23 protein-coding genes are annotated in these 23,095 nt (G+C 31.3%); 5 read left to right on the plus strand and 18 right to left on the minus strand.

The genetic code is table 11. The features are described from left to right. Positions 1 to 196: 196 nt before the first annotated feature. The 3 genes from rimM to F7018_RS15875 form a co-directional block, all read right to left on the minus strand. Entirely contained in the window at positions 197 to 727 is a 531-nt protein-coding gene (rimM, locus tag F7018_RS15865; protein WP_150901130.1) for a ribosome maturation factor RimM, read from the minus strand. A 16-nt stretch (positions 728 to 743) separates the two neighbouring features. Continuing rightward, positions 744 to 1,244 (minus strand): 30S ribosomal protein S16, encoded by a 501-nt coding sequence (locus F7018_RS15870; RefSeq protein WP_150901081.1) that lies wholly within the window; start codon positions 1,242 to 1,244, stop codon positions 744 to 746. 174 nt (positions 1,245 to 1,418) lie between these two features. Continuing rightward, the gene (locus F7018_RS15875; RefSeq protein ID WP_150901082.1) at positions 1,419 to 1,610 is read right to left on the minus strand and encodes a cold-shock protein; all 192 of its coding nucleotides are present in this window, start codon (positions 1,608 to 1,610) and stop codon (positions 1,419 to 1,421) included. A 243-nt stretch (positions 1,611 to 1,853) separates the two neighbouring features. On the opposite strand from F7018_RS15875, the gene dnaE reads away from it, so the two are divergent. From dnaE to F7018_RS15895, 4 genes are all read left to right on the plus strand, one after another. Beyond that, positions 1,854 to 6,227, plus strand: coding sequence for a DNA polymerase III subunit alpha (dnaE, locus tag F7018_RS15880; RefSeq protein ID WP_150901083.1), 4,374 nt, complete (start codon positions 1,854 to 1,856; stop codon positions 6,225 to 6,227). Beyond that, entirely contained in the window at positions 6,228 to 6,584 is a 357-nt protein-coding gene (locus F7018_RS15885) for a hypothetical protein (RefSeq protein WP_150901084.1), read from the plus strand. Positions 6,585 to 6,799: 215 nt separating this feature from the next. Further along, the gene (locus F7018_RS15890) at positions 6,800 to 8,680 is read left to right on the plus strand and encodes a hypothetical protein (RefSeq protein WP_150901085.1); all 1,881 of its coding nucleotides are present in this window, start codon (positions 6,800 to 6,802) and stop codon (positions 8,678 to 8,680) included. After that, positions 8,680 to 9,360, plus strand: coding sequence for a hypothetical protein (locus F7018_RS15895; RefSeq protein WP_150901086.1), 681 nt, complete (start codon positions 8,680 to 8,682; stop codon positions 9,358 to 9,360). Before F7018_RS15890 ends, F7018_RS15895 begins: the two co-directional genes overlap by 1 nt. A gap of 164 nt (positions 9,361 to 9,524) precedes the next feature. Here the strand turns inward: F7018_RS15895 and F7018_RS15900 are convergent, their stop codons facing one another. The 10 genes from F7018_RS15900 to F7018_RS15945 form a co-directional block, all read right to left on the minus strand. After that, positions 9,525 to 10,961, minus strand: a complete 1,437-nt coding sequence (locus F7018_RS15900) for a hypothetical protein (RefSeq protein WP_150901087.1) — start codon at positions 10,959 to 10,961, stop codon at positions 9,525 to 9,527. A gap of 108 nt (positions 10,962 to 11,069) precedes the next feature. After that, positions 11,070 to 11,642, minus strand: coding sequence for a hypothetical protein (locus F7018_RS15905; RefSeq protein ID WP_150901088.1), 573 nt, complete (start codon positions 11,640 to 11,642; stop codon positions 11,070 to 11,072). 13 nt (positions 11,643 to 11,655) lie between these two features. Next, entirely contained in the window at positions 11,656 to 12,336 is a 681-nt protein-coding gene (locus F7018_RS15910; RefSeq protein ID WP_150901089.1) for a hypothetical protein, read from the minus strand. Between the two features lie 24 nt (positions 12,337 to 12,360). After that, positions 12,361 to 12,903 carry a hypothetical protein gene (locus F7018_RS15915; RefSeq protein WP_150901090.1) on the minus strand — a complete coding sequence of 181 codons (543 nt, stop codon included), beginning with the start codon at positions 12,901 to 12,903 and terminating at the stop codon, positions 12,361 to 12,363. 66 nt (positions 12,904 to 12,969) lie between these two features. Beyond that, a complete protein-coding gene (locus tag F7018_RS15920) occupies positions 12,970 to 13,410 on the minus strand; it encodes a hypothetical protein (RefSeq protein WP_150901091.1) in 441 nt (146 codons plus the stop codon). 64 nt (positions 13,411 to 13,474) lie between these two features. Beyond that, positions 13,475 to 14,158, minus strand: coding sequence for a hypothetical protein (locus F7018_RS15925; protein WP_150901092.1), 684 nt, complete (start codon positions 14,156 to 14,158; stop codon positions 13,475 to 13,477). A 38-nt stretch (positions 14,159 to 14,196) separates the two neighbouring features. Continuing rightward, positions 14,197 to 14,658, minus strand: coding sequence for a hypothetical protein (locus F7018_RS15930; RefSeq protein WP_150901093.1), 462 nt, complete (start codon positions 14,656 to 14,658; stop codon positions 14,197 to 14,199). A 199-nt stretch (positions 14,659 to 14,857) separates the two neighbouring features. After that, on the minus strand, positions 14,858 to 16,789 hold the full coding sequence (locus F7018_RS15935) for a DUF3732 domain-containing protein (RefSeq protein WP_150901094.1): 1,932 nt from the start codon (positions 16,787 to 16,789) through the stop codon (positions 14,858 to 14,860). After that, the gene (locus F7018_RS15940) at positions 16,786 to 17,262 is read right to left on the minus strand and encodes a three component ABC system middle component (protein ID WP_150901095.1); all 477 of its coding nucleotides are present in this window, start codon (positions 17,260 to 17,262) and stop codon (positions 16,786 to 16,788) included. The genes F7018_RS15935 and F7018_RS15940 overlap by 4 nt, the downstream gene beginning before the upstream one ends. Beyond that, positions 17,249 to 18,433, minus strand: coding sequence for a hypothetical protein (locus F7018_RS15945; protein WP_150901096.1), 1,185 nt, complete (start codon positions 18,431 to 18,433; stop codon positions 17,249 to 17,251). The genes F7018_RS15940 and F7018_RS15945 overlap by 14 nt, the downstream gene beginning before the upstream one ends. A 474-nt stretch (positions 18,434 to 18,907) precedes the next feature. On the opposite strand from F7018_RS15945, the gene F7018_RS15950 reads away from it, so the two are divergent. Continuing rightward, positions 18,908 to 19,621: a DUF6261 family protein gene (locus tag F7018_RS15950; protein WP_175578757.1), complete on the plus strand. Its 714-nt coding sequence runs from the start codon at positions 18,908 to 18,910 to the stop codon at positions 19,619 to 19,621. Between the two features lie 133 nt (positions 19,622 to 19,754). On the opposite strand, the gene F7018_RS15955 is transcribed toward F7018_RS15950, so the two are convergent. The 5 genes from F7018_RS15955 to F7018_RS15970 form a co-directional block, all read right to left on the minus strand. Continuing rightward, on the minus strand, positions 19,755 to 20,597 hold the full coding sequence (locus F7018_RS15955) for an alpha/beta hydrolase family protein (RefSeq protein WP_150901098.1): 843 nt from the start codon (positions 20,595 to 20,597) through the stop codon (positions 19,755 to 19,757). A gap of 14 nt (positions 20,598 to 20,611) precedes the next feature. Next, positions 20,612 to 21,505, minus strand: a complete 894-nt coding sequence (gene gldA / locus F7018_RS15960; protein ID WP_150901099.1) for a gliding motility-associated ABC transporter ATP-binding subunit GldA — start codon at positions 21,503 to 21,505, stop codon at positions 20,612 to 20,614. Positions 21,506 to 21,508: 3 nt separating this feature from the next. Further along, a complete protein-coding gene (locus F7018_RS15965; protein ID WP_150901100.1) occupies positions 21,509 to 21,997 on the minus strand; it encodes a dihydrofolate reductase in 489 nt (162 codons plus the stop codon). A gap of 19 nt (positions 21,998 to 22,016) precedes the next feature. Continuing rightward, entirely contained in the window at positions 22,017 to 22,193 is a 177-nt protein-coding gene (locus tag F7018_RS18560) for a hypothetical protein (protein ID WP_175578758.1), read from the minus strand. A gap of 62 nt (positions 22,194 to 22,255) precedes the next feature. Continuing rightward, positions 22,256 to 23,080 (minus strand): thymidylate synthase, encoded by an 825-nt coding sequence (locus F7018_RS15970; RefSeq protein ID WP_150901101.1) that lies wholly within the window; start codon positions 23,078 to 23,080, stop codon positions 22,256 to 22,258. Positions 23,081 to 23,095: the final 15 nt, after the last annotated feature.

The raw sequence follows: 23,095 nt of genomic DNA on the forward strand, positions 1-23,095 counted from the left end.
ATTCTACCTTTATTTCATAGTGGATCTATGTTTTGGCTAGAGAGTGTGATTATCAAGAAAAACTTTAACGGCATCTCTTATCAAATCACTGATGTTCAAAGATTAAAAAACATTTAATCTTTCAATTCAAAAATTCCCCTTTTTTTGTCTTATTAAAAAGTCCCCTTTTTTTTATAAAAACTTCACTCTAGAAATTTTACTCTAAATACAAATCAATCAATCCCTCAGGGGTAGCAACTTCAATAATTTTATTCTCTTTATCTACCTTTTTGATAAACTCATCAATCATAGGAATAAAAATTTCATCACCATTATCACCTTCGATTTCAAACAAAGGCTGAGCCGAAGAATCGTTAATACTAGCAATAAATCCCACCTCTCCATGAGAAGCATCTATCACTTTAAAACCAATAACTTCGTGATAATAAAATTTATTCCCAGAAAGTTTTGGCAATAAATCTAATGGTAAATATATATCAGAACGCATAATAGCGTCTGCATCTTGCTCAGAATCTACGTCTTCAAATTTGACGCGAAACATAGTATTCTTACTTAAAGAAGATTTTTCAATAAAAAAAGGAACCAGATTATTGCCTAAATCGACAAAAACTGATTCCAAATTTCTATAAAGATCGGGTTCGTCTGTATCTAATTTGATTACAACTTCTCCCTTAAAACTATGTTTTTTAACGATTTTGCCAAGATAAAAGCAATCCTTTTTTTGCAGCATCGTCTATACAGTTTTATTCTTCGCTATCAGCACCACCTTCAGTAGCAGCATCTTCACTATCTACAACAGGAGCTTTAGCAGCAATACGAGCTTCGTTTACAGCTTTTTCAGCTTCTAACGCTTTAGCTTTAGCATCTGCTTGAGCTTTTGCTAAACCATCAGCTTTTCCAGCTACTTTTCCAGCTTTCTCCTCTAACCAAGCGTTGAATTTAGCTTCAGCTTGCTCTTCAGTTAAAGCACCTTTACGTACTCCACCAGCTAAGTGATTCTTTAATAAAGCACCTTTATAAGATAAAATTGCTCTAGCAGTATCAGTTGGTTGAGCACCATTTTGTAACCATTTTACAGCACCATCAACATCTAAATCAATAGTTGCAGGGTTAGTGTTTGGATTGTAAGTTCCGATTTTTTCTAAGAAACGTCCGTCTCTTTTAGCTCTTGAATCAGCAGCTACTACCCAATAAAATGGTTTTCCTTTTTTACCGTGTCTTTGTAATCTAATTTTTACAGGCATAATTTTAATTTTTAAGGTACGCGACCTTGATTATTAATAAATCTTACCATCTCGTGATAAGTGGGCGCAAAAATATGACTTTTTTTTCATTAAAAAGAAAAAAACAAATATTATTACAACAAAAAAGAGCTTGAAAAACAAGCTCTTAAGAAAAAATAAGTTTCGGAGACATTTTTATAGCACTCTAACGCTAACAGCGTTTAATCCTTTTCTTCCTTCTTTAAGTTCAAACTCTACAGTATCACCTTCTCTAATCTCATCGATTAATCCTGATACATGTACAAAATGTTCTTTGTTTGATCCTGTTTCTGTAATAAACCCAAAGCCTTTAGATTCATTGAAGAACTTTACTGTTCCTTCTTTCATTGTAAAAAATATTATATTAAATACTAAAGATACCTTTATTAATTGATTATCAAACACTTTTTATTAGCTATTTTAAAAACTTAACACCTAGATAACATTAAAAATAAGCACCATGCAGTATTTCAACATTTTACCTTTTATTAAATTTTATCGTTAATAACTTCTAAAGGTTACACCATAAATTCTTCGTATTTTTACACACTGTTTTTTTACAAAGAACACTTCATTAAATTAAGCTGATAGATGTATTTAATTTTCGATACAGAAACTACTGGATTACCTAAGAGTTGGAATGCTCCAATAACCGATACCGACAACTGGCCTAGAGCCATACAAATCGCATGGCAATTACATGACGAATTGGGGAATGTAATAGAGCATAATGATTTCCTTATACAACCAGAAGGATTCAACATTCCTTATGATGCAGAGCGTATTCATGGTATTTCTACCGATTTGGCTCTTGAACAAGGAATTTCTTTAGACGAAGGTTTAAGATTGTTTAATGAAGCACTTAGCAAAACAAAATTTGTTGTAGGTCAAAATGTTGGGTTCGATGTCAATATCATGGGATGTGAATTTCATCGTTTAGGTATTGAAAATAACTTAACAGAACTTCCTGTTTTAGATACCTGTACCGAACACACAGCACAATTATGTCAAATTCCTGGTGGACGAGGTGGTAAGTTTAAATTACCAACACTTACCGAATTACACAATCATTTATTCGGAACTGGATTTGGTGAAGCGCATAATGCAACTGCCGATGTGGAGGCAACTACGCGTTGTTTCTTAGAGTTAATACGTTTACGTCAGTATACAGAAGAACAATTAGATGTTCCTGCTGATTATTTCCAACGTTACTCGGAAGCTAACCCAATGCCAATTCAGGTTATTGGTTTAAAACACTTAAACCTTAAAAAGGAAAGTGAAAAAATACGTAAGCGTAAAGAAGCAGAAAATGGTGAAGTAACTACTGTTTCTACTTCTGAAGGTTTAGCAGCGCTTAAAGATGTACAATTTGCTCACTTACATAATCACACACAGTATTCGGTATTACAATCGACTATTCAGATTGGAAATATTGTAAAGGCAGCTGGAGAAGATAACATGTCTGCCGTAGCGATGACCGATACTGGTAATATGATGGCAGCTTTCCATTTTGTGCAAGCAGTCTTTGGTCATAACAAAGCGGTAGAAGCAGCCAATCAAGAAGCTATTGAAAAAGGAGAAGAACCTACACAAAAACCATTAAAACCTATTGTAGGTTGTGAGTTTTTTGTCTGTTCAGACCATACAAACAAAAGTCAAAAAGACAACGGATACCAAGTAGTTTTATTAGCTAAAAATAAAAAAGGATATCATAACATTGCAAAGATGTCTTCTATTGCCTTTGTTGATGGATTCTACTATGTACCTCGTATCGACAAAGAAGTTATCAAACAATACAAAGAAGATGTTATTGTTTTAACAGGGAACCTTTATGGTGAAGTACCTAGTAAAATATTAAATGTAGGAGAAACACAAGCTGAAGAAGCTTTACTATGGTGGAAAGAACAATTTGGCGATGACTTATATATTGAGTTAATGCGACATGGACAAGAAGATGAAAAGGTAGTAAATAAAACGCTTTTAGAATTTTCTAAAAAGCACGATATAAAAGTAGTTGCTTCTAACAATACCTTTTATTTAGGTAAGGAAGATGCTAATGCACACGATATTTTATTATGTGTAAAAGATGGTGAAAAACAGGCAACTCCAAAAGGTAGAGGAAGAGGATATCGTTACGGATTACCAAACGACGAATATTACTTCAAGTCTACGGAAGAAATGAAAACTTTGTTTGCAGATCTTCCCGAAGCAATTATTAACATTCAAGAAATTGTAGACAAAGTAGAGCCTTTTACCTTAGCCAGAGACGTATTATTACCTGCCTTTGATATTCCTGAAGAATTTACAGATGCTAAAGACAATGAAGATGGAGGAAAACGAGGTGAGAACAACTTTTTACGTCACTTAACTTACGAAGGAGCCAAAAAACGTTATGGTGAAATTACTGAACTCATTAGAGAACGTTTAGACTTTGAGTTAGAAGTAATTGAAAAAACAGGATATCCTGGTTACTTCCTTATTGTAGAGGACTTTATTAGAGAGGCAAGAAATATAGGAGTTTCCGTAGGACCTGGTCGTGGTTCGGCAGCAGGATCGGTGGTAGCTTACTGTTTATGGATTACCAATATTGACCCTATTAAATACGACTTACTTTTTGAGCGTTTCTTAAATCCTGAGCGTGTATCCATGCCCGATATCGATATCGATTTTGATGATGAAGGAAGAAGCCGTGTAATGGATTATGTAATTGATAAGTACGGTGCCAATCAGGTAGCACAAATTATTACGTACGGTACCATGGCTGCAAAGTCTTCTATACGTGACACTGCTCGTGTACTAGACTTACCATTATTTGAGGCCGATAGAATTGCCAAGTTAATCCCGGGAATGAAACTTAAAAAAATCTTCTCTCTTGACGAGAAAGGATTGAAAGAAAAACTTCGTTCTGAGGAAATTGAAATGGTTAACGAATTAAAATCTATTGCTAACGGTAATGGATTAGAAGCTGAAACCATTAATAAAGCACGAATCTTAGAAGGTTCTGTTCGTAATACGGGAATTCATGCCTGTGGGGTAATTATTACTCCAGACGATATTACCAAGTTCGTACCTGTATCGTTGGCTAAAGATTCCGACATGTACGTTACGCAGTTTGACAACTCGGTTGTGGAAAGTGCGGGACTACTAAAAATGGATTTCTTGGGGTTAAAAACACTAACCCTTATTAAAGACACTGTAAAAATTGTAAAAGCACGTCATGGTGTGGAGCTCGATCCAGAGAACTTCCCTATTGATGACGAAGAAACATATGCATTATTCCAACGTGGAGAAACGGTAGGGATATTCCAATACGAATCTCCTGGGATGCAAAAATACATGCGAGAACTAAAACCAACAGTTTTTGCAGATTTAATTGCCATGAACGCCCTGTATCGTCCAGGACCGTTAGAATATATTCCTTCGTTTATTCGAAGAAAACATGGTGATGAAGAAATTACTTACGATTTACCAGCACTAGAAGAATACTTAGCTGAAACCTATGGTATTACAGTATATCAGGAGCAAGTAATGCTACTTTCACAGAAGTTAGCAGACTTTACCAAAGGTGAGGCCGATGTACTTCGTAAGGCAATGGGTAAAAAACAAATTGCGGTACTAGCGAAAATGAAGCCTAAGTTTGTGAAACAAGCAATGGCGAATGGACATGACGAAAAGGCCTTAGAGAAGATTTGGAAAGACTGGGAAGCCTTTGCATCCTATGCCTTCAATAAGTCGCACTCTACCTGTTATGCTTGGATTGCTTACCAAACCGCTTATTTAAAAGCGCATTATCCTGCCGAATATATGGCTGCAGTATTATCAAATAACATGAACGATATTAAAACCGTATCCTTCTTTATGGAAGAATGTAAACGTATGGGACTTGAAGTATTAGGGCCAGACGTTAACGAATCCTTTTCTAAATTCTCTGTAAACAAAGAAGGAGCTGTTCGTTTTGGAATGGCAGCGATTAAAGGTGTGGGTGCATCTGCCGTAAAAGCTATTATTGACGAACGTACAGAAAATGGAAACTTTACTTCTGTATTCGATGTGGCAAAACGTGTAGATTTACGTGTAGCTAACAAAAAAGCTTTTGAAGGTTTAATTTTAGCAGGTGGATTTGATTCTTTCACCCAAACCCATAGAGCACAGTATTTTGTAGAAGACGAAAAGAGCCAGAAGTTTATAGAAAAAGCCTTGCGCTTTGGTAATAAATATCAAGAGAATTTAAATTCATCACAGGTGTCTTTATTTGGTGAAGCTTCAGATGTAGATTTACCTGAACCTATTATCCCTGAATGTGATACTTGGGGAACCATGGAGCTATTAGCTAGAGAAAAGGAAGTAGTAGGAATGTATATTTCTGCCCATCCTCTTGATGACTTTAAAAACGAAATGAAATTTTGTAACGCTTCTCTTTCACATTTTAAAGACATTGCTAGATATGAAGGTATGGGACTTTCTTTTGCTGGAATTGTAACCGATGTTCAGCATCGAGTTTCAAAAGCTGGTAAAGGCTGGGCTGCTTTTACTATGGAAGATTATAATGATAGTTTCGAATTTAGAATTTTTGGTGAAGATTATCTAAAGTTTAAACACTTCTTAGTTCCGAATTCTTTCTTATACGTAAAATCAACTATTAAACCTGGTTGGGTAAACAAAGAAGGTGTCAAAGGTGACCCTAGAGTTGGCTTTAACGAATTCTTATTACTGCACGACATTATGGATAAAATGTGTAAAAAGGTAACTATTAAAATGCCTTTACACGAAGTAAAAGAAGAGAAAATTAAAGACTTACAGCATCTGTTTGCCATCAACAGAGGTTCGCAAAGTTTACATTTTACTATTTGGGATGCCGAAGAAAAAATTGAACTGAATTTACCTAGTAGAACCACGAAGATTAAAATTTCTAGTGAGTTCCTCAAAACACTAGACGAACAGCATATTAATTACAAGCTAAATTAAATGCTTCAAGAGTATCAAAATAGTATAGCCTTATTAACCAACGTGGTTGATAAGGCTTTATATATACAATTGGTACAGCAACTAAATAAAGATTTTGAACTTGTTAGTTTAGATATTACTTTCAACACCCAAAACAGTCCTGTTGAACTAAAAAACAAACTTCAAGAAACTGTAAAAGACTTACTCTTAAACAATACCGATGACTATTACAACCTACTCTACCGTATTGATGTTTCGGAAACTACTTTAAAAAGTATTAATACCTCAACTATTGAGGACTATACAGAAGCTGTTACTTTTTTGATTTTAAAAAGGATTTGGCTAAAGGTATATTACAAAAACAAGTTTTCTAGCTAGGCTTTTAATTATTTTTGATTACAATACTATTCATTTTCTACAAACAGAGGTTCTTAAAGTTTACATTTAACCACTTGATATACTAAAAACTATACTAAATCCACCAAGTAAGAACGCTAAAACATCTTGTTAAATTTTAAAACTTCAGATAAACAACGTGATGATTACAAGTTGAATTAATATCTTTGCGCCCTTAATTTAAAATTGCTTTACTTATGAAAAGAAATATTCATTTACTATGGATACTACTTATTGGCACTTTATTTTCTAGCTGTCAATATGAACTAGCTGAAGACTTTTATAACAACATTGAATTACAAGAACCTACAGTTAGCCTCAGTTTAATTAACTTTACTGAAGGAGAAACACTTACAACTCCTAGAAACATAAACTACAGCTATAATGCCCCATTAAAAAACTCTTTATATGAAATGAAATTTTATATTAATGGGTCATTAATACATACCACAAGTAAATCTAGTGGTTCATTCTTGTTAGATATCCAAAAATTAAATAACGGAGAGCATAATTTAAATATTGAATATTACTTTAAGACAGGTTCTGGGAGCTTAGCCGAAATTAGTGGAGAGGAAGCTTTTTTAAAAAAAGAAAAATTTAATTTCCTCGTGGACAAAGCTCCTAAAATCCTTGAAATTGATAAAATTGAACACAAAGAAGGTTCAATTTTTATATATTTCAAACCCTATTTTTTAATAAACGAAATAGGAAAATCTATAACTGCTACACTTAATGTAGAAGAAGTCAAAAACACATCATCATTTTATAGGAATATCATTTTAACTAAAGAAGTTTTAGAAAAAGGAATTTATAAAGACATAAAAGCCTCCAATTTAAATCTAAAGTACAAAACTAAAATTGAAAATAACTTTCAAAGTGTCGATTCAGAAGTAAAAGAAATCAATATTCCTAATACATTTAAATTTAATGCTAATTTTATAAAAGGAAATAAATTAAAATTAACTTGGACTAAGTATCCACTTTACAATAATGTTCCTTTTTTTAACTTTACATACCTTAGTGCTTCGTACAACTTTTATGATGGTGAAAAAAACCTAACAACTATTGGTGGAGAAAAAATAATAGATAATCCTAACGTGGCTTTTGGAAAAGCTTTTGATTACAGGTTACATTTTCCAAATGCAGGTATTTCTCCTATTGATGATTTTATTTATTCTGGAAAATATTTTTTTAACACCCCTATACACACAGGTTCACCATCTACATTTCCTGATACTGTAAAAAAAATCCTTTATGATAAATCTACAGATAAAATTTATCTTTTAAAAATTGAACAAGACAATTACTACCCAATAGAAGACGAGGTCTATATTCAACAATACAACTCTACAAATCTTAATCTAGAACGTTCGGTCTTAATTTCAAAAACTAAAGGATCTCAAGGAGATTTAATATTAAATTCTGAAGGAGACTTAATATTAGATTTAAATGAAAAATCTTTAGTTATAAATACAAATTCTCTTTCCGTAAAAAAACAATTTAATGGAGAGGACTATAACACTATAACTCAAGCTTCATTAGTTAGATATAGAAATAACATAGTTATTATTGAATCGCTAGACGACTCATGGGGAAAAATTCACTTTCACAACTCAGATACAAAAAAATTATTCTATTCTACAGATGCAGATAATCAATTTAGCTTATCAAATTCTGCAAAGTATTTCTCAAAAAGACATTCTATTTATATTCGTAAAGGAGACACATATGTAGAATTTTTCGATACAGGATTATTAAATTTTAAAATTGTATTTAATGAAAATAAAAACGAAATGTATGTTCCAATTTCTGGAGGGGAGTTCTTTATTTTGGACGCAAACACTAAACAAAAAAGAACTATAAAAAATCTACCTCAAATTTATAATGTAAAATACGACCCCATATATAATACTCTTTTACTAAAGAAAACATATAATAACTCTATAGATGACTTATATTTTTTCAATATGGACACTCAAGAATTAAAATCAATAAAAACAATTAGAGAAGCTGATTACTACCTACTTAATAATAATTTAATATCTAAAAGAGGTTTCTATTTAAAAAATGATTTCTAATGAAAAAGATAATTACACTTATTACTTTAATTCTTTCTTTGAATTTATTCTCACAAAAAGGAAAAATCTTTATAGAAACAAACTATAATACATTTTCACATTCAAGCTTATCTAACTTTCAAAAAGAGCTTGCCAATGATATTAATCCTCAAATACCCATAGCTATAACCGATGATTTCTCTAGTCACGTTGGTTTTACTCTTGGATATGAAATAACAGATATTAAAACTTCTATTTTTGTAAGTTATAACTCTACTGGAGGTAAAATATCGTATTCAGATTTTTCTGGGGTAATTAGACTCGAGCAACCTCTAAGTGCTTTTACCCTAGGTGGAATGTATCACTTAAATTTAAGTGATAAGTTTAAAATAGGCTTTAAAGGGTTTGCTATGTTTTCTAATTTAAAACTCGATAGCTATTCAAAAATCGGCTCAGTTGAAAACAAAAATTTGATCAAACTTAGCTCTATTGACATAGGAGTAGGTACATCGTTAATTTACGAATACCCTATTTCATTTTTTATTATCAGAGCTAATATTGGTTTTGACTTAACCCTTGGCAATCAATTAAATATTAATGGTATTCAAGACGCATATTTAATAAATAAATCAGGAAAACAAGTCACTACAGGGTGGACTGGTTTTAGAAGTGGATTAGGAATCGCTATTCCTATTAATTAGCCAATTTCTAAAATAACTTTACTTGTACCTTCTTTATAACAAGGACAGTCCATACAAAGGAGGTACAAGTAAAATAATTTCCTATTTTAAATATTTTGAATAGGAATAATCATAGTAACTTTCTAATACATTCATATTTCAAAAACTCTCTAAGTTACTATTAGTTATTTTGATTTAGATAAGTTATAAGTTACTCCTATAAAAAAGGCTCCTTTATAAACATCATTGTATCTTATTTCTAAATCATTTGCATTCACAAACATATTGTTATCATCTAAATTTCCTCTATCCAATACTTTTACATTGGTAAGTGAATACCCCAATGTAAACACCATTCTATTCTTTTCTGTAAACAAAAAGGATAGTCCTCCATAAAATCCTAAAGTACCATTAGAATTTACACTTAGTCCAGTTGAAAGTGCTGGTTGAAAACCATCTGAAATATTCTTATATACGTGAAGCATTCCTCCTAAAGCATGGGTTACTTTACTCGTTTCAGCTTTCTGTACTCCTTGTTTCCCCATATCTGTCTTATATGAAAAGTTCTCATCTCCTATAAAACTTAACAAATAACCAGAACTAAAATTCACCTTCCACTTATACCTTGTTTTAAGTTGAATAGACTCAAAAGAGTATACAACCTTTCCTTTCGAATTTTTTAATTTTGGTGTTAATGTTACTACATCATCTAACAACTGATACGAATCTGTATATACATCAAAACTTTCTTCTTTAATTTTTTTGTATAAACTCAATCCTTCTATTGCTTTGTCCTTAATCATTTTTTGAGTTTCTGGTTTTACCAAAGAGTCTCTTAATTTATCTACATAAGCCATTTCTTTTTCAAAATACTTTTTCCTTGCAACACTTACTTCAGCTTTCTCTACTTTAAAAACTGTTTTTTCATTACTTGCTTTTAGCTCGCCTTTTAAATTAAACTTCTCAGCTTTTAATGTTTTATTAATAAGGTCATAGTTAAACTTCATTTTGCTGTAGTTTTCCAATAACTTACCTAATGTGTTATCTACTTCGGTTAAATCATCTAGGCTATCTGTATTAAATGTTGAAGCATAATAAGACCCTACATTACTTTTTAACACCTTCAAGTCTCTAATAAAAATAGAATCTTTTAACTCTAAATTCAATCGATCTTTAAAAGACAAGTAGTTGTTTATTTTATAAAGATTAGCAATGAATTTTTGTTTATTTTTTAGAAAAATTTCTTTTGAACTTATTATTTCTTTTAAATCGTAGTTAGGATCTAATATGTTATCCATTAATTTTCTATCGATACCTAAGCCTTTTTTTTGCTTAGATTTATCACCTCCGTCCTTACTATCTTCTCCTTCTCCTACCTCTTCTTTTTCTTTAAAAACCTGAGGTATTTCAAAAACAGGAGTTTCTCCTTTTCCTTCAACTCCACCGCTAAGTTTAAACACATTAACATTGGTTATTTTAAACTTTACAGTATTTCCATATCTGTACTTTTTTTTAGGATATTTATTAAGGCCAAAAGGATCAATAATTATAATAGTATCTTCTTTTTGTGAATAAAGAGATAGCGTTAAAAAAAGTAATACAAAAAGTATAATTTTATTCATGACAATAGCTTTTAAGATTAGTTACTGTCAAAATTATATTGAAATACACCTTGTTTTAATACCTATGAGTAGGTATTATGCTATTGATATATTCTCTTATTTACTAGACTATACTTTGTTACGTTCCTTTATTTTCTTTTTCAGTTTTTTGTAAGAATATTTACGCTTCTTTTTTCTATCAGACCTGCCTTTTATAAAACCATAAACTTCATTTGATTCAGGAAAATACTCCAAATAATTTTCAGAACATCCGTCAATATGATAATCATCTTTTCCTTCATTTGGTAAATTATACGACGACTCTACTGTTTTATGCAATGAAAATATATAATACTTCCCTTTTTTAAATCCTGAAACACTTAATTTAAAATCATTACCATTACTTCCAAAAACTTCAACAATTTTTCGTTTCTCTCTTCCTTTAATTACTTCAATTATCTCCACTGTTATTGATTCATAAAAGTTTTGATTTTTTTCAAAAAGATAATCTTCAAACTCTGCCTTATCTTTCTGATTAATAGTTTTATTATCTTCAAAATGATAATACTTATCAAGCACTCTTACTTTTACAATAAGCTCGGAATATTTGGAAGCTTTTATAAAATTCCCTCCCCAATTACAGTCACTAGCATAACTAAAACTTGAGAAAAGTATAAGAAGGCTTACAAATATTTTTTTCATTACCAGATTCACGCTACTTATTCAACTCTTTTAACGCTCTTCCTGCTGCCGATTTCCCATTAACCATTGCTGTTTTCGTTAATTCAATCAGCTTGTTTCTTGCTGGCTTGTATTTATGAAACCCTATTGTAGCTATTGCTTTTTCTTGAATGTACATATCTTCATCTTCCAAAAAAGGATAAATATAAGACTCAATTTCATCTGCCTTTACCAGTGTCATGGCAGAATACGCTAGTTGTTGCCTTAGATCTTCTTTGTTTTCAGGAACCTCTTCCAATTCATTTAAAATCCCTTCAATAATCTCTCTTCTATTCTCTAAATCAATATCATTTCCTCTTTTCGGATAGTCAAAAACCTCAATATCCAATTCATCAAAATCATAAGCATCAGGGTTTTGATAAATGGTGTTTATCAAATTGGTAATACTCTTAAATCTAGGCGCAAGGTTCATTTCTTCATTAGCTAAGTAACAAACCATTCCTTTTAGTTTGCCACCAACATACAAACACCAATAGTTCGAATTATTATCGGTCATTATAGGAATCAGGTTATTATAAACCTCGTATTCCTCAAAGTATTCAAGCATACTTTCAAAATCGTTTTCTTCAATTAATTCAAATCCATCTCTAGAATTATAGTCCTGAAGCTTCCTTACATCATCTTTTTCGATTTCGTATTTTGATAAATATTCCATAGTTCTAATCAATCAGTATTATTACTAACTTTTTATTTGATTTACTAACACCTCTTTTTTATTAACAAAGCTGCACTCTATTTCTATTGAATCGAGAAAATTTTTAAGTGATTCTAATAACTTAGCATCAGCAGATTCAACAATAACCTTTCTATTGTCATAGTCATAATCTTCTACATTTCTAAGTTCAAACTCTATTTCGTTCTTACGAGTTAACTTGATAAACTTTACTATATCAGATTCGTTTAAATAATTCCTCCTATATACTCCTTCTTTTATTTTTTCTAAGCTAGGCTTGCTTTCAGGTTCAGAAATCTCATCCAAGTATTTAGAATAATCTCCTGTAATAAAATCAATTCCCCAAGCAGCATAATATTCTTTAGTATGTTTGTTATACACAATTGGTCCAGATCCAAAAACGCCTCCTCTTTCATCATCTGCTTCATAATCTTTATGCTTGTGAGTAATAAAAATATACTTACTCGTATCTAAAACCTTATCTATTTCACGTGGGGTTGTATAATTTTCTTTTAAAAGATCTAAAACCTTTTCTTTATCAATCTTCATTTAATTTTAATTGTATACAAGGTTATAACTAACCTCCATTCCACAGAATGATGGTTGTAGTCTTTGTTATCTATTCTTTTTTAATCTAAACTTTTTCCCTTCTTTGTAACCAATTGGAAGATTAGGACTTTTAATCCCAAACGGTCCTGTTCCTCCCGATTGATAATAATACTCTTCCTTATCATCCGAGTAACGTCCCGCGCATAGAAGTTTAAAGGTTGTTATTTTCCTATCTGATTTATGCACCGCAATATCTATCCAAACAGGAACTTTCCCTTTTCTATAAAGTAAGTCTCTAACCTCTTTATATGTTAATCCAGTTTCAACTCTTTCATTATCCTCTGGGTAAATATCAAATTGAGTCAATGCAGGATTATCATTAGACATATTTAAATAAACATCATATCTAAATTCTGGGATTAACTTGTTCTTTAAGAACTCTTGAGCAAACTTAAAAGAAATAAAACTTGCTCCATTAATTAATGTTGAAAATTCTTCTTTTGTCATTTAATAAAAACTTAATTACTTCATACAATCATCCATTTCAAATTAAAACACCACTTCACAATATTTAAACTATCAATGTTCCATCTTTATGTTGAAACAAAATATAGTCTTCTACCTGTCCTTTTTTATAGGCATTTCGTTTTCTTCCTACTTTTCGTGGTAATCGCTTGTCATTTTTAACAAAATTAATTTTAAAAACCTCTCCTTTATTACTCACTTCCATTTCAAAAGAGTCATGACTAATTGTATAATCTATAATTTTACCACCAGAAATGTACTCAGTTAAAAAGTTCCAAGTTTTATCATCTCCATAGTTTGAAACCCATGGTTTTGTTTTATTGTATAAATCAGGGTTGCACTCTACCACTCTGTTGTTTATCAATACATATTCCCCAGCATTCCATACAGCATAAGTCAAGTATTGATCATTACTAAGTAGCAATCCAAAAAAGCCAGCTCCTCCCATTCCATATGTTCCAAGGTGCGTACTAAAATCTATAATCTCTAAATCAATAAGACTTTCTTTCTCTGTTTGTTTGAATAATTTAGGTCTATTGAATATTAATTGTTCATCCTTTTTAATTTCTCCATACAACATATAAGCTTCCTCATCTCCTTCTGGCAATCCAATCTCAGTATATTCTAGCCAACCTAATTTTTTCCATTTAGGTAAGTCTTTCTTTTTCACAACCATTGAATATTGTTCAATATCTCCAATTTTCAGGTTTAAATAATCGTGCTCTTTCATTCAATTTAATTATGTGTAAAATCTGTTACAGATTACATTTATTCTTTTTCTATTTTCAGTTTAACTATAGCTATCAAAACCTTATTTCCTTTTACACGATATAGTTTTCTTATATCTAACCATTTGGAATTCTCTTTTATAAGAATCGTTTTATCATTCAGCTCAAGCCACAACTCAAACCCCACATGACTTTTACTGGTTGATGTAACACTAACTAAATATTGGTTTAGTTTTTCTGTTTCTTTAATTTGAACACTATTATTTAAAGATATTAAATGAATATTATTATCTGAAATTGAAGTATTTTCTACATCAGGAATGCTTATATACAGAACTTTGCTTTCATCAACTTTTAAATGTGGAAGCTCTTTGAAATCTGGATACCAGCTTTTAAGTATAACCTTTGGCTTTTTATTTAATCTTATGGTGTCCTGCCCATAGGAAAAAGAAGACACTAGTAACAAAGAAATAATTACCACTAATAAATTAACTCGACTCATTTTATCTTTTCTCGCAATTCTTTATACAAACAACTAAGGCGTTTATATAATTAAGTTTTAGTGGTAAATATAGCAATTTTAAGAAGTAAAGCTGTCACCATCAGTCAGAGACTAGCGGAAGCGGGGCACTAGCGGAATCAAGACAATTTTTGTTAAAATAATTCTAATAATTTCTTTCTTAGAATAATCAACTTCTATTTTATATCAATCCTCCTCCTTCACTTTTTACCCAATCTTTAATTATGTATTCCTCAAAATCATCTTCCTTAGCGTGTTCTAATACTATAATTTGAGGTTTAACTTTTGTATTTTTATATATTAGTTGAATTTCCTCATCTAAAACAGTAAATATGTTGATTACTTGTTTAATGTTTTCATCATATTCTTTTGCGTCTTCAGAGTCTAATTCACTTTTTTTAGCTGTTCTTGGAAAATATACTTGGCTTGGTTGATCGATCATTAAAAATGACGGAATTATAGATTCAGAATTTCTACAAGATAAATGCAAGAAAGATAAAAACAAAGAAAGATGACAGGCTAACCAATTTGCTCCACTTCCCATTTCATATAATCTTATTTTATCTGATTTATGTTTATGATAAAAACTAAAATCATCAATATTAAATTGAAAATCAATAGGTTTAAGTTCTTCTTCAAAATCTAGCTTGCTTGCAATTCTATCCATTTGTTCTTTTATGAATAGTTCCGTTTCTGCTTTGAATTGCTTGATGTTCTTATATTTTGAAATTCTTTTATTATACTCTTTTAATTGTTCTTTTAAAGCATTTAAATCACTATTAAACTTAGATAAATCGTTAGATTCTAAAAGATGTTTAATTGTCGTTTCTAACACACCCTTTTGGTGTATTATTAATTCTCTTTTCCCTTTTATTTTTTCTATATCAACATTTTCTTTTGTAAGTATTTTAATGTTATTGGATATTGATTTTATTTTGGTTGTTATAACTTTTCTATCTTTTCTAAACTTCTCTATTATCTGAGTACTGTCTTTTGAAAATGTATTTACTTTTGTAAGTTCTTCAATTAGTTTATTTTTCGATTCATTTAACTTATTGATATTTTCACTAATATACGAAACTGAATTATCACAAAGAGGGCAAGCTAGTTCATCAATTGAAGTATTATACTTTTGCTTAGCATTGGTTTGCTTTAGATGTTTTGCATAACCTAAACTATCTTCTGAATTTGATAGAAGACTAGAAATAGCATTTTCAATTTCATTTTTCTCAACATAGAGCACTTCTCTTTCATTTTCTAATTGAGCTAGTTTAGTAAATGATTTTGTCTGGTCTGTGAGTATTTTTGGCGGAATAGGTAGATTAAGACCTATCTTTTTTAATTCACGTAATGAAAGTCCTTCTTCTAGAGTAAGATCTAACATTGTATAGTAAATTTGTATTTGGTCTCTAATATTATCTATTTGATTTGACTTTTTTTCTTGAATACGAGCTAAAACTTTTTCTTCAGCTGTTATTTTTCTTTCAGTTTCTTTAATTAGTTTTACCAATTGATAATATTCACTATCTACTACACCTAATAATACAGGTAAGGCTTGAACAACTCTTTTACGCTTGGCTATTTCATCAAATCTATAGAATAGTGAATGTTTATTTGCAATTAAGTTTTGATGTTGGAAAAGAAAAGAAACAGTATCTCTAATCGATAATTTACCAAAATTCTCGTAATCTGATTCCAAATTCTTTAATGACAAACCAAGTATTTCTTCAAATTCAGTTTGAACATCATTTTTAATTGGTTTTAATGATATGTCATTAAAATAATCATACTTAATATCTTCAATTGTTTTATAATCAGTTTCAATATTTAGATAAGCACTTCTCATGTTTCCTGTTTTTGGTGCAGGGCGACCAACAACAATATAAAACTCATTTACCTTATATACGACTACAAATAATTCAGTGAAATCAGTTATTTTTCCAACAGGAACACTTGACCTTGATGAAAATAGACAATAATCAATTATTTCAATAAGTGCACTTTTTCCGGTCTTAGAATCTCCAGTTATGATATTTAAACCATCATTAAATGGTACAAATCGTTTACTTCCTGTATTGCTAAAAACAGCTATTTGTTTTATAGTTGTACTCATATTTCTGTAATTCTAAGTTTTTTAAATACTGATAAATATTGTTCTTTTCCTAAAATTATACCTAAGTTATATGATGATTTATATATTGGTCTTAGGTAAATATCTTTTTCGTTATTATAATGAATATCAGATTTTGGCGCTAAATATTTGTTTATTTCTAGATCCATTTCATTTGCTAGAATGATAATTGATGTATTTGTTATTTCTCGATAATCATTTATCTTTTGATTTAAAGAGCTTCTAAAAATGTCAAAATCTTTATTCTCAATAAATGGGTTGAATTTTGAGTTTTTATTTAAATGCTTTAATTTGTTTTGAACGTGCTTATTGTATATGAAAGGTAATACGAGATATACTAATTCTGTTTTTATGCATTTTGAGTTAACAGATTTAGCACCACTTAAAAAATGATGTAAAATCTTACTAGTATGAAATGGTGAAAATATTAACCTTTCTATATCACTTGCTTTCATCTTCTGATTCTAGATTAATGTTAATTGTTTTAATTTCCACATTATGTAATAAACGACCTTTAGGGTAATAAGGTCTTATGTTTCTAATTCCTTCTATTGTTGTTTTTGAAGAAATTTCACTAATACTATCATCAAAAAAGCGTCTTGATTTTTCATTAGTGTCACACTTATCAGTTAGTTGGTCTACGTGACTATCTTTAAGTTCAAGAATAATATCTTTAATATCATCATCATAATTATCGAGATTTTCAGACAAACTAGTTCTTGCTTCAATCATTTTAATTTGGCTTTCAGAAGCCTTTAAATAATTATTCATAGAGTTACCAATTTTTCGTTCATATTGGATGTTCTCTAAAATTTTTACAAAGTGGAAATTATCTTTTGTAGAAATGTCAGCAGTAGCCTTTGAAATTGGAAAATTCAAATCTTCAATTTGATATTGGTTTGCATAAGATTGAAAATTTTCTCTAAATGTATCAATATCAATTTCCCAAATATAAGTTTCGGAATGGATTAACTCTTTTGAAATATACCCAAGTAAGGAACACACAAATTGCTCTCTGTTCGTTTCTTTTATTATATTTTTAATTGCTGAATGATTGAGTAGTATATCTTTATAATATATTTTTGCTGATTTTTGATTATCTTTTATTTCAAATTTTTCAAGAATCTTCTCTAGTTTTTTTTTATCAAATGCGTTCACATTGTCGTAATATGATTTTATCGTGTCATTTGATTTTATTGCTATAATTTTTTTGAGTTTTTCAGATTTGTTTAAATCATTCCATTTTTCAAATATTGAATCTTTTTTTACTTCTGCCGTAGTGTGTAAAATGAATTTATCATAAAAACGAAACGTATCATATTCTGTCAATATATTAGATACCGTTTTCCAGAAGTCAATATGTGTGTCAATTAATTTTTTATCATCTTTAATCGAATGTTTAACTTCTGTTGATGTCTTTCCGTCTGAAACATCCCCCAAACATTCTAAATAAATTTTTATACCATCTTTTGCTTCAAAGCACTCTTTTAAAGCTACCATTTCTTGATATTTAAATCCTAATATTTTAGAAGAAGCATCAGATTTTGAACTCATATTTGTTTTCGATTTAGTAATTAAATCGCTATTACTTTTAATTAGTTTTAGCTGTAAATATAAAAAAGGCATAAATGAAAAAATTACGTAAACCCGTAAACAAAGTAAGGGTTTTCCTTATTTCTTCTCTTTTATCTACAATCCACAAACAGCATTTTTTCATTTTTTTCTTTCAGCGAAGCTCGCTGATGGCTTCGCACAATTTCAAGAGCATCAGCGAAGTTCGGGGAAGCTTTTGCAGAGTTTCAGAACCATCAGCGAAGCTCGGGGAAGCTTTTGCAGAGTTTCGAAAGCGTCAGCGAAGCTCGCTGATGGTTTCGCAAGCTTTTTATTCAATCAGCGAAGTCCGCTGATAATATCGTTGAGTTTTTATTCATCTTATTGAAAATCAATCTTTTATTTATCAAATATTTGACTTTTCTTTGTCCTAGCTATGACAACATTTATTGCTAGCACTCTCCACTCCCTATTTATTGAATTTAAAAATTTGTTATTATGACGACAGCTTATCTTACGCGCTATCGAAATGGAGAATATCTGCAATACATGAAAGACGTTCTCGTATTAGTAAACCTTCAAGATGTTGCTCTTTTAGAGTTAACCGAGCAACGAGATACCTTAAACTCTTTAACCAATCAAATAGACGAAGCTTTCCTACAAAGTTTAGGCAGCGCTTTAACCCAAGAAATTATTTTGCTCGACGAACGTAGAGACAAAGCCTTTATAGGGATTAAAACCTTGCTTAGTGGTTATACCTATCATTATGACACCACACAACAAGACCACGCTAAAAACATTCTACTTAGTATTGATATTTACGGTAAAGACATTACCCGAAAAAGCTATCAGGAAGAAACGGCTATTATTAATAGTTTAATCAACGATTTAGAAACTCAACCCGAGTTAATTGCCGCTATCAACGCAATAAACATTTCCGATTGGGTAAACGAATTAAAAACCTCCAACCAAGCCTTTGGTTCTAAGTACATTGAACGTGTAGGAGAAACTGCCGCCAATCCCATTACCAATATTACCGAGCTAAGAGCCACTACAAGTACTGCATACAGAACTTTAATTAGCCATATTCAAGCACACGATGTATTGGGTAACAATCCAAGTTATGCAACTCTTTTGGAAGAAATAGATGTTTTAACCAAACAATACAATTTGGTTTTAGATAATAGGAGCAGTAGTTCCCCTAACGGTGCCACGCCTGCGACGGACGGTGAGAGTAATTCTCAGAACAATCAACCCCTATAAGAAGAATGCCCTTCTTAAACAATGATTGTTACGCCATTGCGTTTGGAATGTTTGTAGAGTAGCCTGCTCCACATTAAAAAGGTTCTTTATAAAATATTGCTTCGTAATGGCGTTGTCTATTTTACCTAGACTATTAACGTTTCAAAAAAGCAGTAATCTCTGCTACTACTTCTTCTAATTCCTTAGATAACTCAGCACTATTCCAAGGATGTCTTACATTAAACACATGATCTGCTCCTTTTATAACAACCAGTTCATTTTTTGAATTCCACTCGTTAAGCTCTTTTGCTTCGCTTATTGAAATAGAAGTATCATGATCTCCATGAATAATTAAATGTGGAATTTCTAATTTTTCTTCAGCTGCTTTTATATTTAATCGTGCCTCGTTTTCTTTAAAGTCTGTATAAAACTGATAGTAATGTGGCATTTGCTGTTTGGTTCTTCCATTAACAACATACTTTACTCCTATTTCTTTCCACTCCTTTAAATTACCAACAGTAGCAGTACGCTTTCCAAAATCGCTAATACTCGCCAAAGTAATGAGTTTTTGAATTCGATTATCTTCTGAAGCTTTTATAATGGAAATACCTCCTCCTCTACTATGACCTATTAAATGAATATTGTTCGTATTGATATGAGTATTTCCTGAAAAATAAACTTCTACCCAATCTAACACATCGTGTAAGTCATCCAACTCTTTGGTATAATTATTATTTCCGAAAGCTTCTAAATCAGGAAAATCAATAGGGTTTTCAACGGTTCCTCCATTATGAGAAAAGTTGAATTTGACAAAGCAATATCCCGATTTCGCTATCGATTCTGCCATCAAATCCCAAGCTCCCCAATCTTTAAATCCTTTGTAGCCATGGCAAAAAACTACCACAGGTTGCTGCCTCATTTCTTTTGAAAAAAAGGCATCCATTAAAACCGGTTTCTTATCGGTTCTTTCTAAAACTATATTTTTTACAATTTCCATACAGTTCTAACAAACTAAGCGGTTAACTCTCTAAATAAGCTTTCAAGATTTTTGTTTTCGGTATTCAACCCTAGAATTTTTAATCCGTTTTCTTGGGCAAAATCAAATATTACTGGACGCATATCTTCAGTAGATTCAAAAGATAAAATCCAATTATTTTCTGTCGTATTTTTAAATGAAGTAATATTAGGTAATCGCTTTATAAACTGTTCTTCCAATTTATAATCAAAGGTTACTCTAATTACTTGCTCATTGCTGGTTTTTAGTTCAGAAATTGGTTTATCAATTACCAATTCACCTTTGTTTATTATCACCACACGGTCGCACATAGCTTCTACTTCCTGCATAATGTGTGTAGATAATAAAACCGTTTTGTCTTTTCCTAATTCTTTGATTAATTCGCGAATTTCTACCAACTGATTCGGATCCAATCCTGTAGTTGGTTCATCTAAAATCAACACTTCTGGATTGTGCAAAATAGCTGCTGCCAATCCAACTCTTTGACGGTATCCTTTAGATAATTGCCCTATTTTTTTATGTGCTTCTACTCCCAAACCTACTTGCTCAATTACTTCCGCTACTTTGGTTTTGGCTACTTGATGTATAGACGCTTGAAACTGTAAATACTCGCGTACATACATGTCTAAATATAAGGGATTGTGCTCTGGAAGGTATCCTATTTTCTTTTGCGCTTCTATAGGGTTTTGAATCACATCAATATCGCTTACCATTACAGTACCTTCTGTAGGTTGAATAAATCCTGTTAAAATTTTCATGGTAGTTGATTTCCCTGCCCCGTTAGGCCCTAAAAAACCAACAATATCTCCTTTTTTAGCTTCTAGGCTAATTCCGTTAACAGCTTTTTGTGTACCGTATGTTTTAGTTATAGATGTAAGTTGTATTGACATAAATTATTTTCTTACGTAAGAAACGAAACTATAATCGTATTTATTTTTATCGTCTGCTTTAAAATTTTCTCTCGAAACCTCTTCCCAAATCGTAGGGTCTATTGTTGGAAAGAAAACATCGGCTTCAAACTCATGGTGTACTAGGGTAATATCTAGTTTATCTACCAATCCTTTTTCTATGGCTTGTTGGTAAATTTGCGCACCTCCAATAATAAAGATATCAGAATCTTCTTTTGCCATCTCTAAAGCTTCTTCTATTGAATTGGCTATAAGACAACCGTCTTTAAAATAGTCGTTATTTCGGGTAATGATAACGGAAGTTCTATTAGGCAAAGGTTTTCCTATGCTTTCAAAAGTATTGCGTCCCATTAAAATATGGTGTCCCGATGTTACTTTTTTAAAGCGCTTTAAATCTGCTGGAAGATGCCATATTAAGTCATTATCTTTTCCTAAAGCATTGTTTTTTGCTATTGCAGCAATAATTGTAATCATAAATATAATTTAATGAGCCTTACATGCTCTTAGCCCATTCCTTAATATAACCGGTTAAATCTCTCTTGGTTGTAACAGCCTCGTCCGTTCTTACATTATCTATTAAAGTCTTTATTGCGACTAAAATTTCCTCATCATTAATTTCTGCTATTTTTTCGTACAGATCGTCCTTTAAAACATCAATATTTGTAGTCATTTTATTACTTTTTTGGTTCCTCTTACAAATTTACTAAAGAAACCTTTTAAAATAAAGTTAAATTACACGGCTACAACTCCTTTAATATGAGGATGTGGATCGTATCCAACTAGCTCAAAATCGTCAAAGGTAAAATCTTCTATATTGCTAATTTCTGGATTTATTTTCATGGTTGGCAACGGTCTTGGATCGCGCGATAATTGCAACTCCAATTGCTCCATATGATTGTTATATATATGAGCATCGCCAAAGGTGTGAATAAACTCCCCAGCTTCATATCCACATACTTGTGCTATCATCATGGTAAATAATGCATACGATGCTATGTTAAATGGTACTCCTAAAAAGATATCGGCACTTCGTTGATATAGTTGACACGATAACTTTCCGTCCGCTACATAAAACTGAAAAAATGCATGACACGGTGGTAATGCTGCCTTTCCGTTGGCTACATTTTCTGAAAACGATTTTGTTGTATCCGGTAATACCGAAGGATTCCATGCAGAAACTAACATTCTTCTACTATTCGGATTCTTTTTAAGCGACTCAATTACCTCTTTTAACTGATCTATTTCATCACTGTTCCAGTTACGCCATTGGTGTCCGTATACGGGTCCTAAATCACCATTTTCATCAGCCCACTCGTTCCAAATACGTACGCCGTTTTCTTGCAAATACTTAACATTGGTATCGCCTTTAATAAACCAAAGTAGTTCGTAAATAATCGATTTTAAATGTAACTTCTTAGTAGTTACCATCGGAAAGCCTTCACTTAAATCAAAACGCATTTGGTATCCAAACACACTTTTGGTTCCTGTTCCTGTTCTATCGCCTTTCTCATTTCCGTTTTCTAAAACGTGCTTTACTAAGTCTAAGTATTGTTGCATTATTCTCCCTTTAAT

Source organism: Tenacibaculum aiptasiae (genome assembly GCF_008806755.1).
Taxonomy (GTDB): Bacteria; Bacteroidota; Bacteroidia; order Flavobacteriales; family Flavobacteriaceae; genus Polaribacter; species Polaribacter aiptasiae.

Bases quoted from the DNA above. Each gene is read 5' to 3' on its own strand.
- F7018_RS15870 (WP_150901081.1), bottom strand. From the start codon at position 1,244: ATGCCTGTAAAAATTAGATTACAAAGACACGGTAAAAAAGGAAAACCA.
- F7018_RS15875 (WP_150901082.1), bottom strand. From the start codon at position 1,610: ATGAAAGAAGGAACAGTAAAGTTCTTCAATGAATCTAAAGGCTTTGGG.
- dnaE (WP_150901083.1), top strand. From the start codon at position 1,854: ATGTATTTAATTTTCGATACAGAAACTACTGGATTACCTAAGAGTTGG.
- F7018_RS15885 (WP_150901084.1), top strand. From the start codon at position 6,228: ATGCTTCAAGAGTATCAAAATAGTATAGCCTTATTAACCAACGTGGTT.
- F7018_RS15890 (WP_150901085.1), top strand. From the start codon at position 6,800: ATGAAAAGAAATATTCATTTACTATGGATACTACTTATTGGCACTTTA.
- F7018_RS15895 (WP_150901086.1), top strand. From the start codon at position 8,680: ATGAAAAAGATAATTACACTTATTACTTTAATTCTTTCTTTGAATTTA.
- F7018_RS15900 (WP_150901087.1), bottom strand. From the start codon at position 10,961: ATGAATAAAATTATACTTTTTGTATTACTTTTTTTAACGCTATCTCTT.
- F7018_RS15905 (WP_150901088.1), bottom strand. From the start codon at position 11,642: ATGAAAAAAATATTTGTAAGCCTTCTTATACTTTTCTCAAGTTTTAGT.
- F7018_RS15910 (WP_150901089.1), bottom strand. From the start codon at position 12,336: ATGGAATATTTATCAAAATACGAAATCGAAAAAGATGATGTAAGGAAG.
- F7018_RS15915 (WP_150901090.1), bottom strand. From the start codon at position 12,903: ATGAAGATTGATAAAGAAAAGGTTTTAGATCTTTTAAAAGAAAATTAT.
- F7018_RS15920 (WP_150901091.1), bottom strand. From the start codon at position 13,410: ATGACAAAAGAAGAATTTTCAACATTAATTAATGGAGCAAGTTTTATT.
- F7018_RS15925 (WP_150901092.1), bottom strand. From the start codon at position 14,158: ATGAAAGAGCACGATTATTTAAACCTGAAAATTGGAGATATTGAACAA.
- F7018_RS15930 (WP_150901093.1), bottom strand. From the start codon at position 14,658: ATGAGTCGAGTTAATTTATTAGTGGTAATTATTTCTTTGTTACTAGTG.
- F7018_RS15935 (WP_150901094.1), bottom strand. From the start codon at position 16,789: ATGAGTACAACTATAAAACAAATAGCTGTTTTTAGCAATACAGGAAGT.
- F7018_RS15940 (WP_150901095.1), bottom strand. From the start codon at position 17,262: ATGAAAGCAAGTGATATAGAAAGGTTAATATTTTCACCATTTCATACT.
- F7018_RS15945 (WP_150901096.1), bottom strand. From the start codon at position 18,433: ATGCCTTTTTTATATTTACAGCTAAAACTAATTAAAAGTAATAGCGAT.
- F7018_RS15950 (WP_175578757.1), top strand. From the start codon at position 18,908: ATGAAAGACGTTCTCGTATTAGTAAACCTTCAAGATGTTGCTCTTTTA.
- F7018_RS15955 (WP_150901098.1), bottom strand. From the start codon at position 20,597: ATGGAAATTGTAAAAAATATAGTTTTAGAAAGAACCGATAAGAAACCG.
- gldA (WP_150901099.1), bottom strand. From the start codon at position 21,505: ATGTCAATACAACTTACATCTATAACTAAAACATACGGTACACAAAAA.
- F7018_RS15965 (WP_150901100.1), bottom strand. From the start codon at position 21,997: ATGATTACAATTATTGCTGCAATAGCAAAAAACAATGCTTTAGGAAAA.
- F7018_RS18560 (WP_175578758.1), bottom strand. From the start codon at position 22,193: ATGACTACAAATATTGATGTTTTAAAGGACGATCTGTACGAAAAAATA.
- F7018_RS15970 (WP_150901101.1), bottom strand. From the start codon at position 23,080: ATGCAACAATACTTAGACTTAGTAAAGCACGTTTTAGAAAACGGAAAT.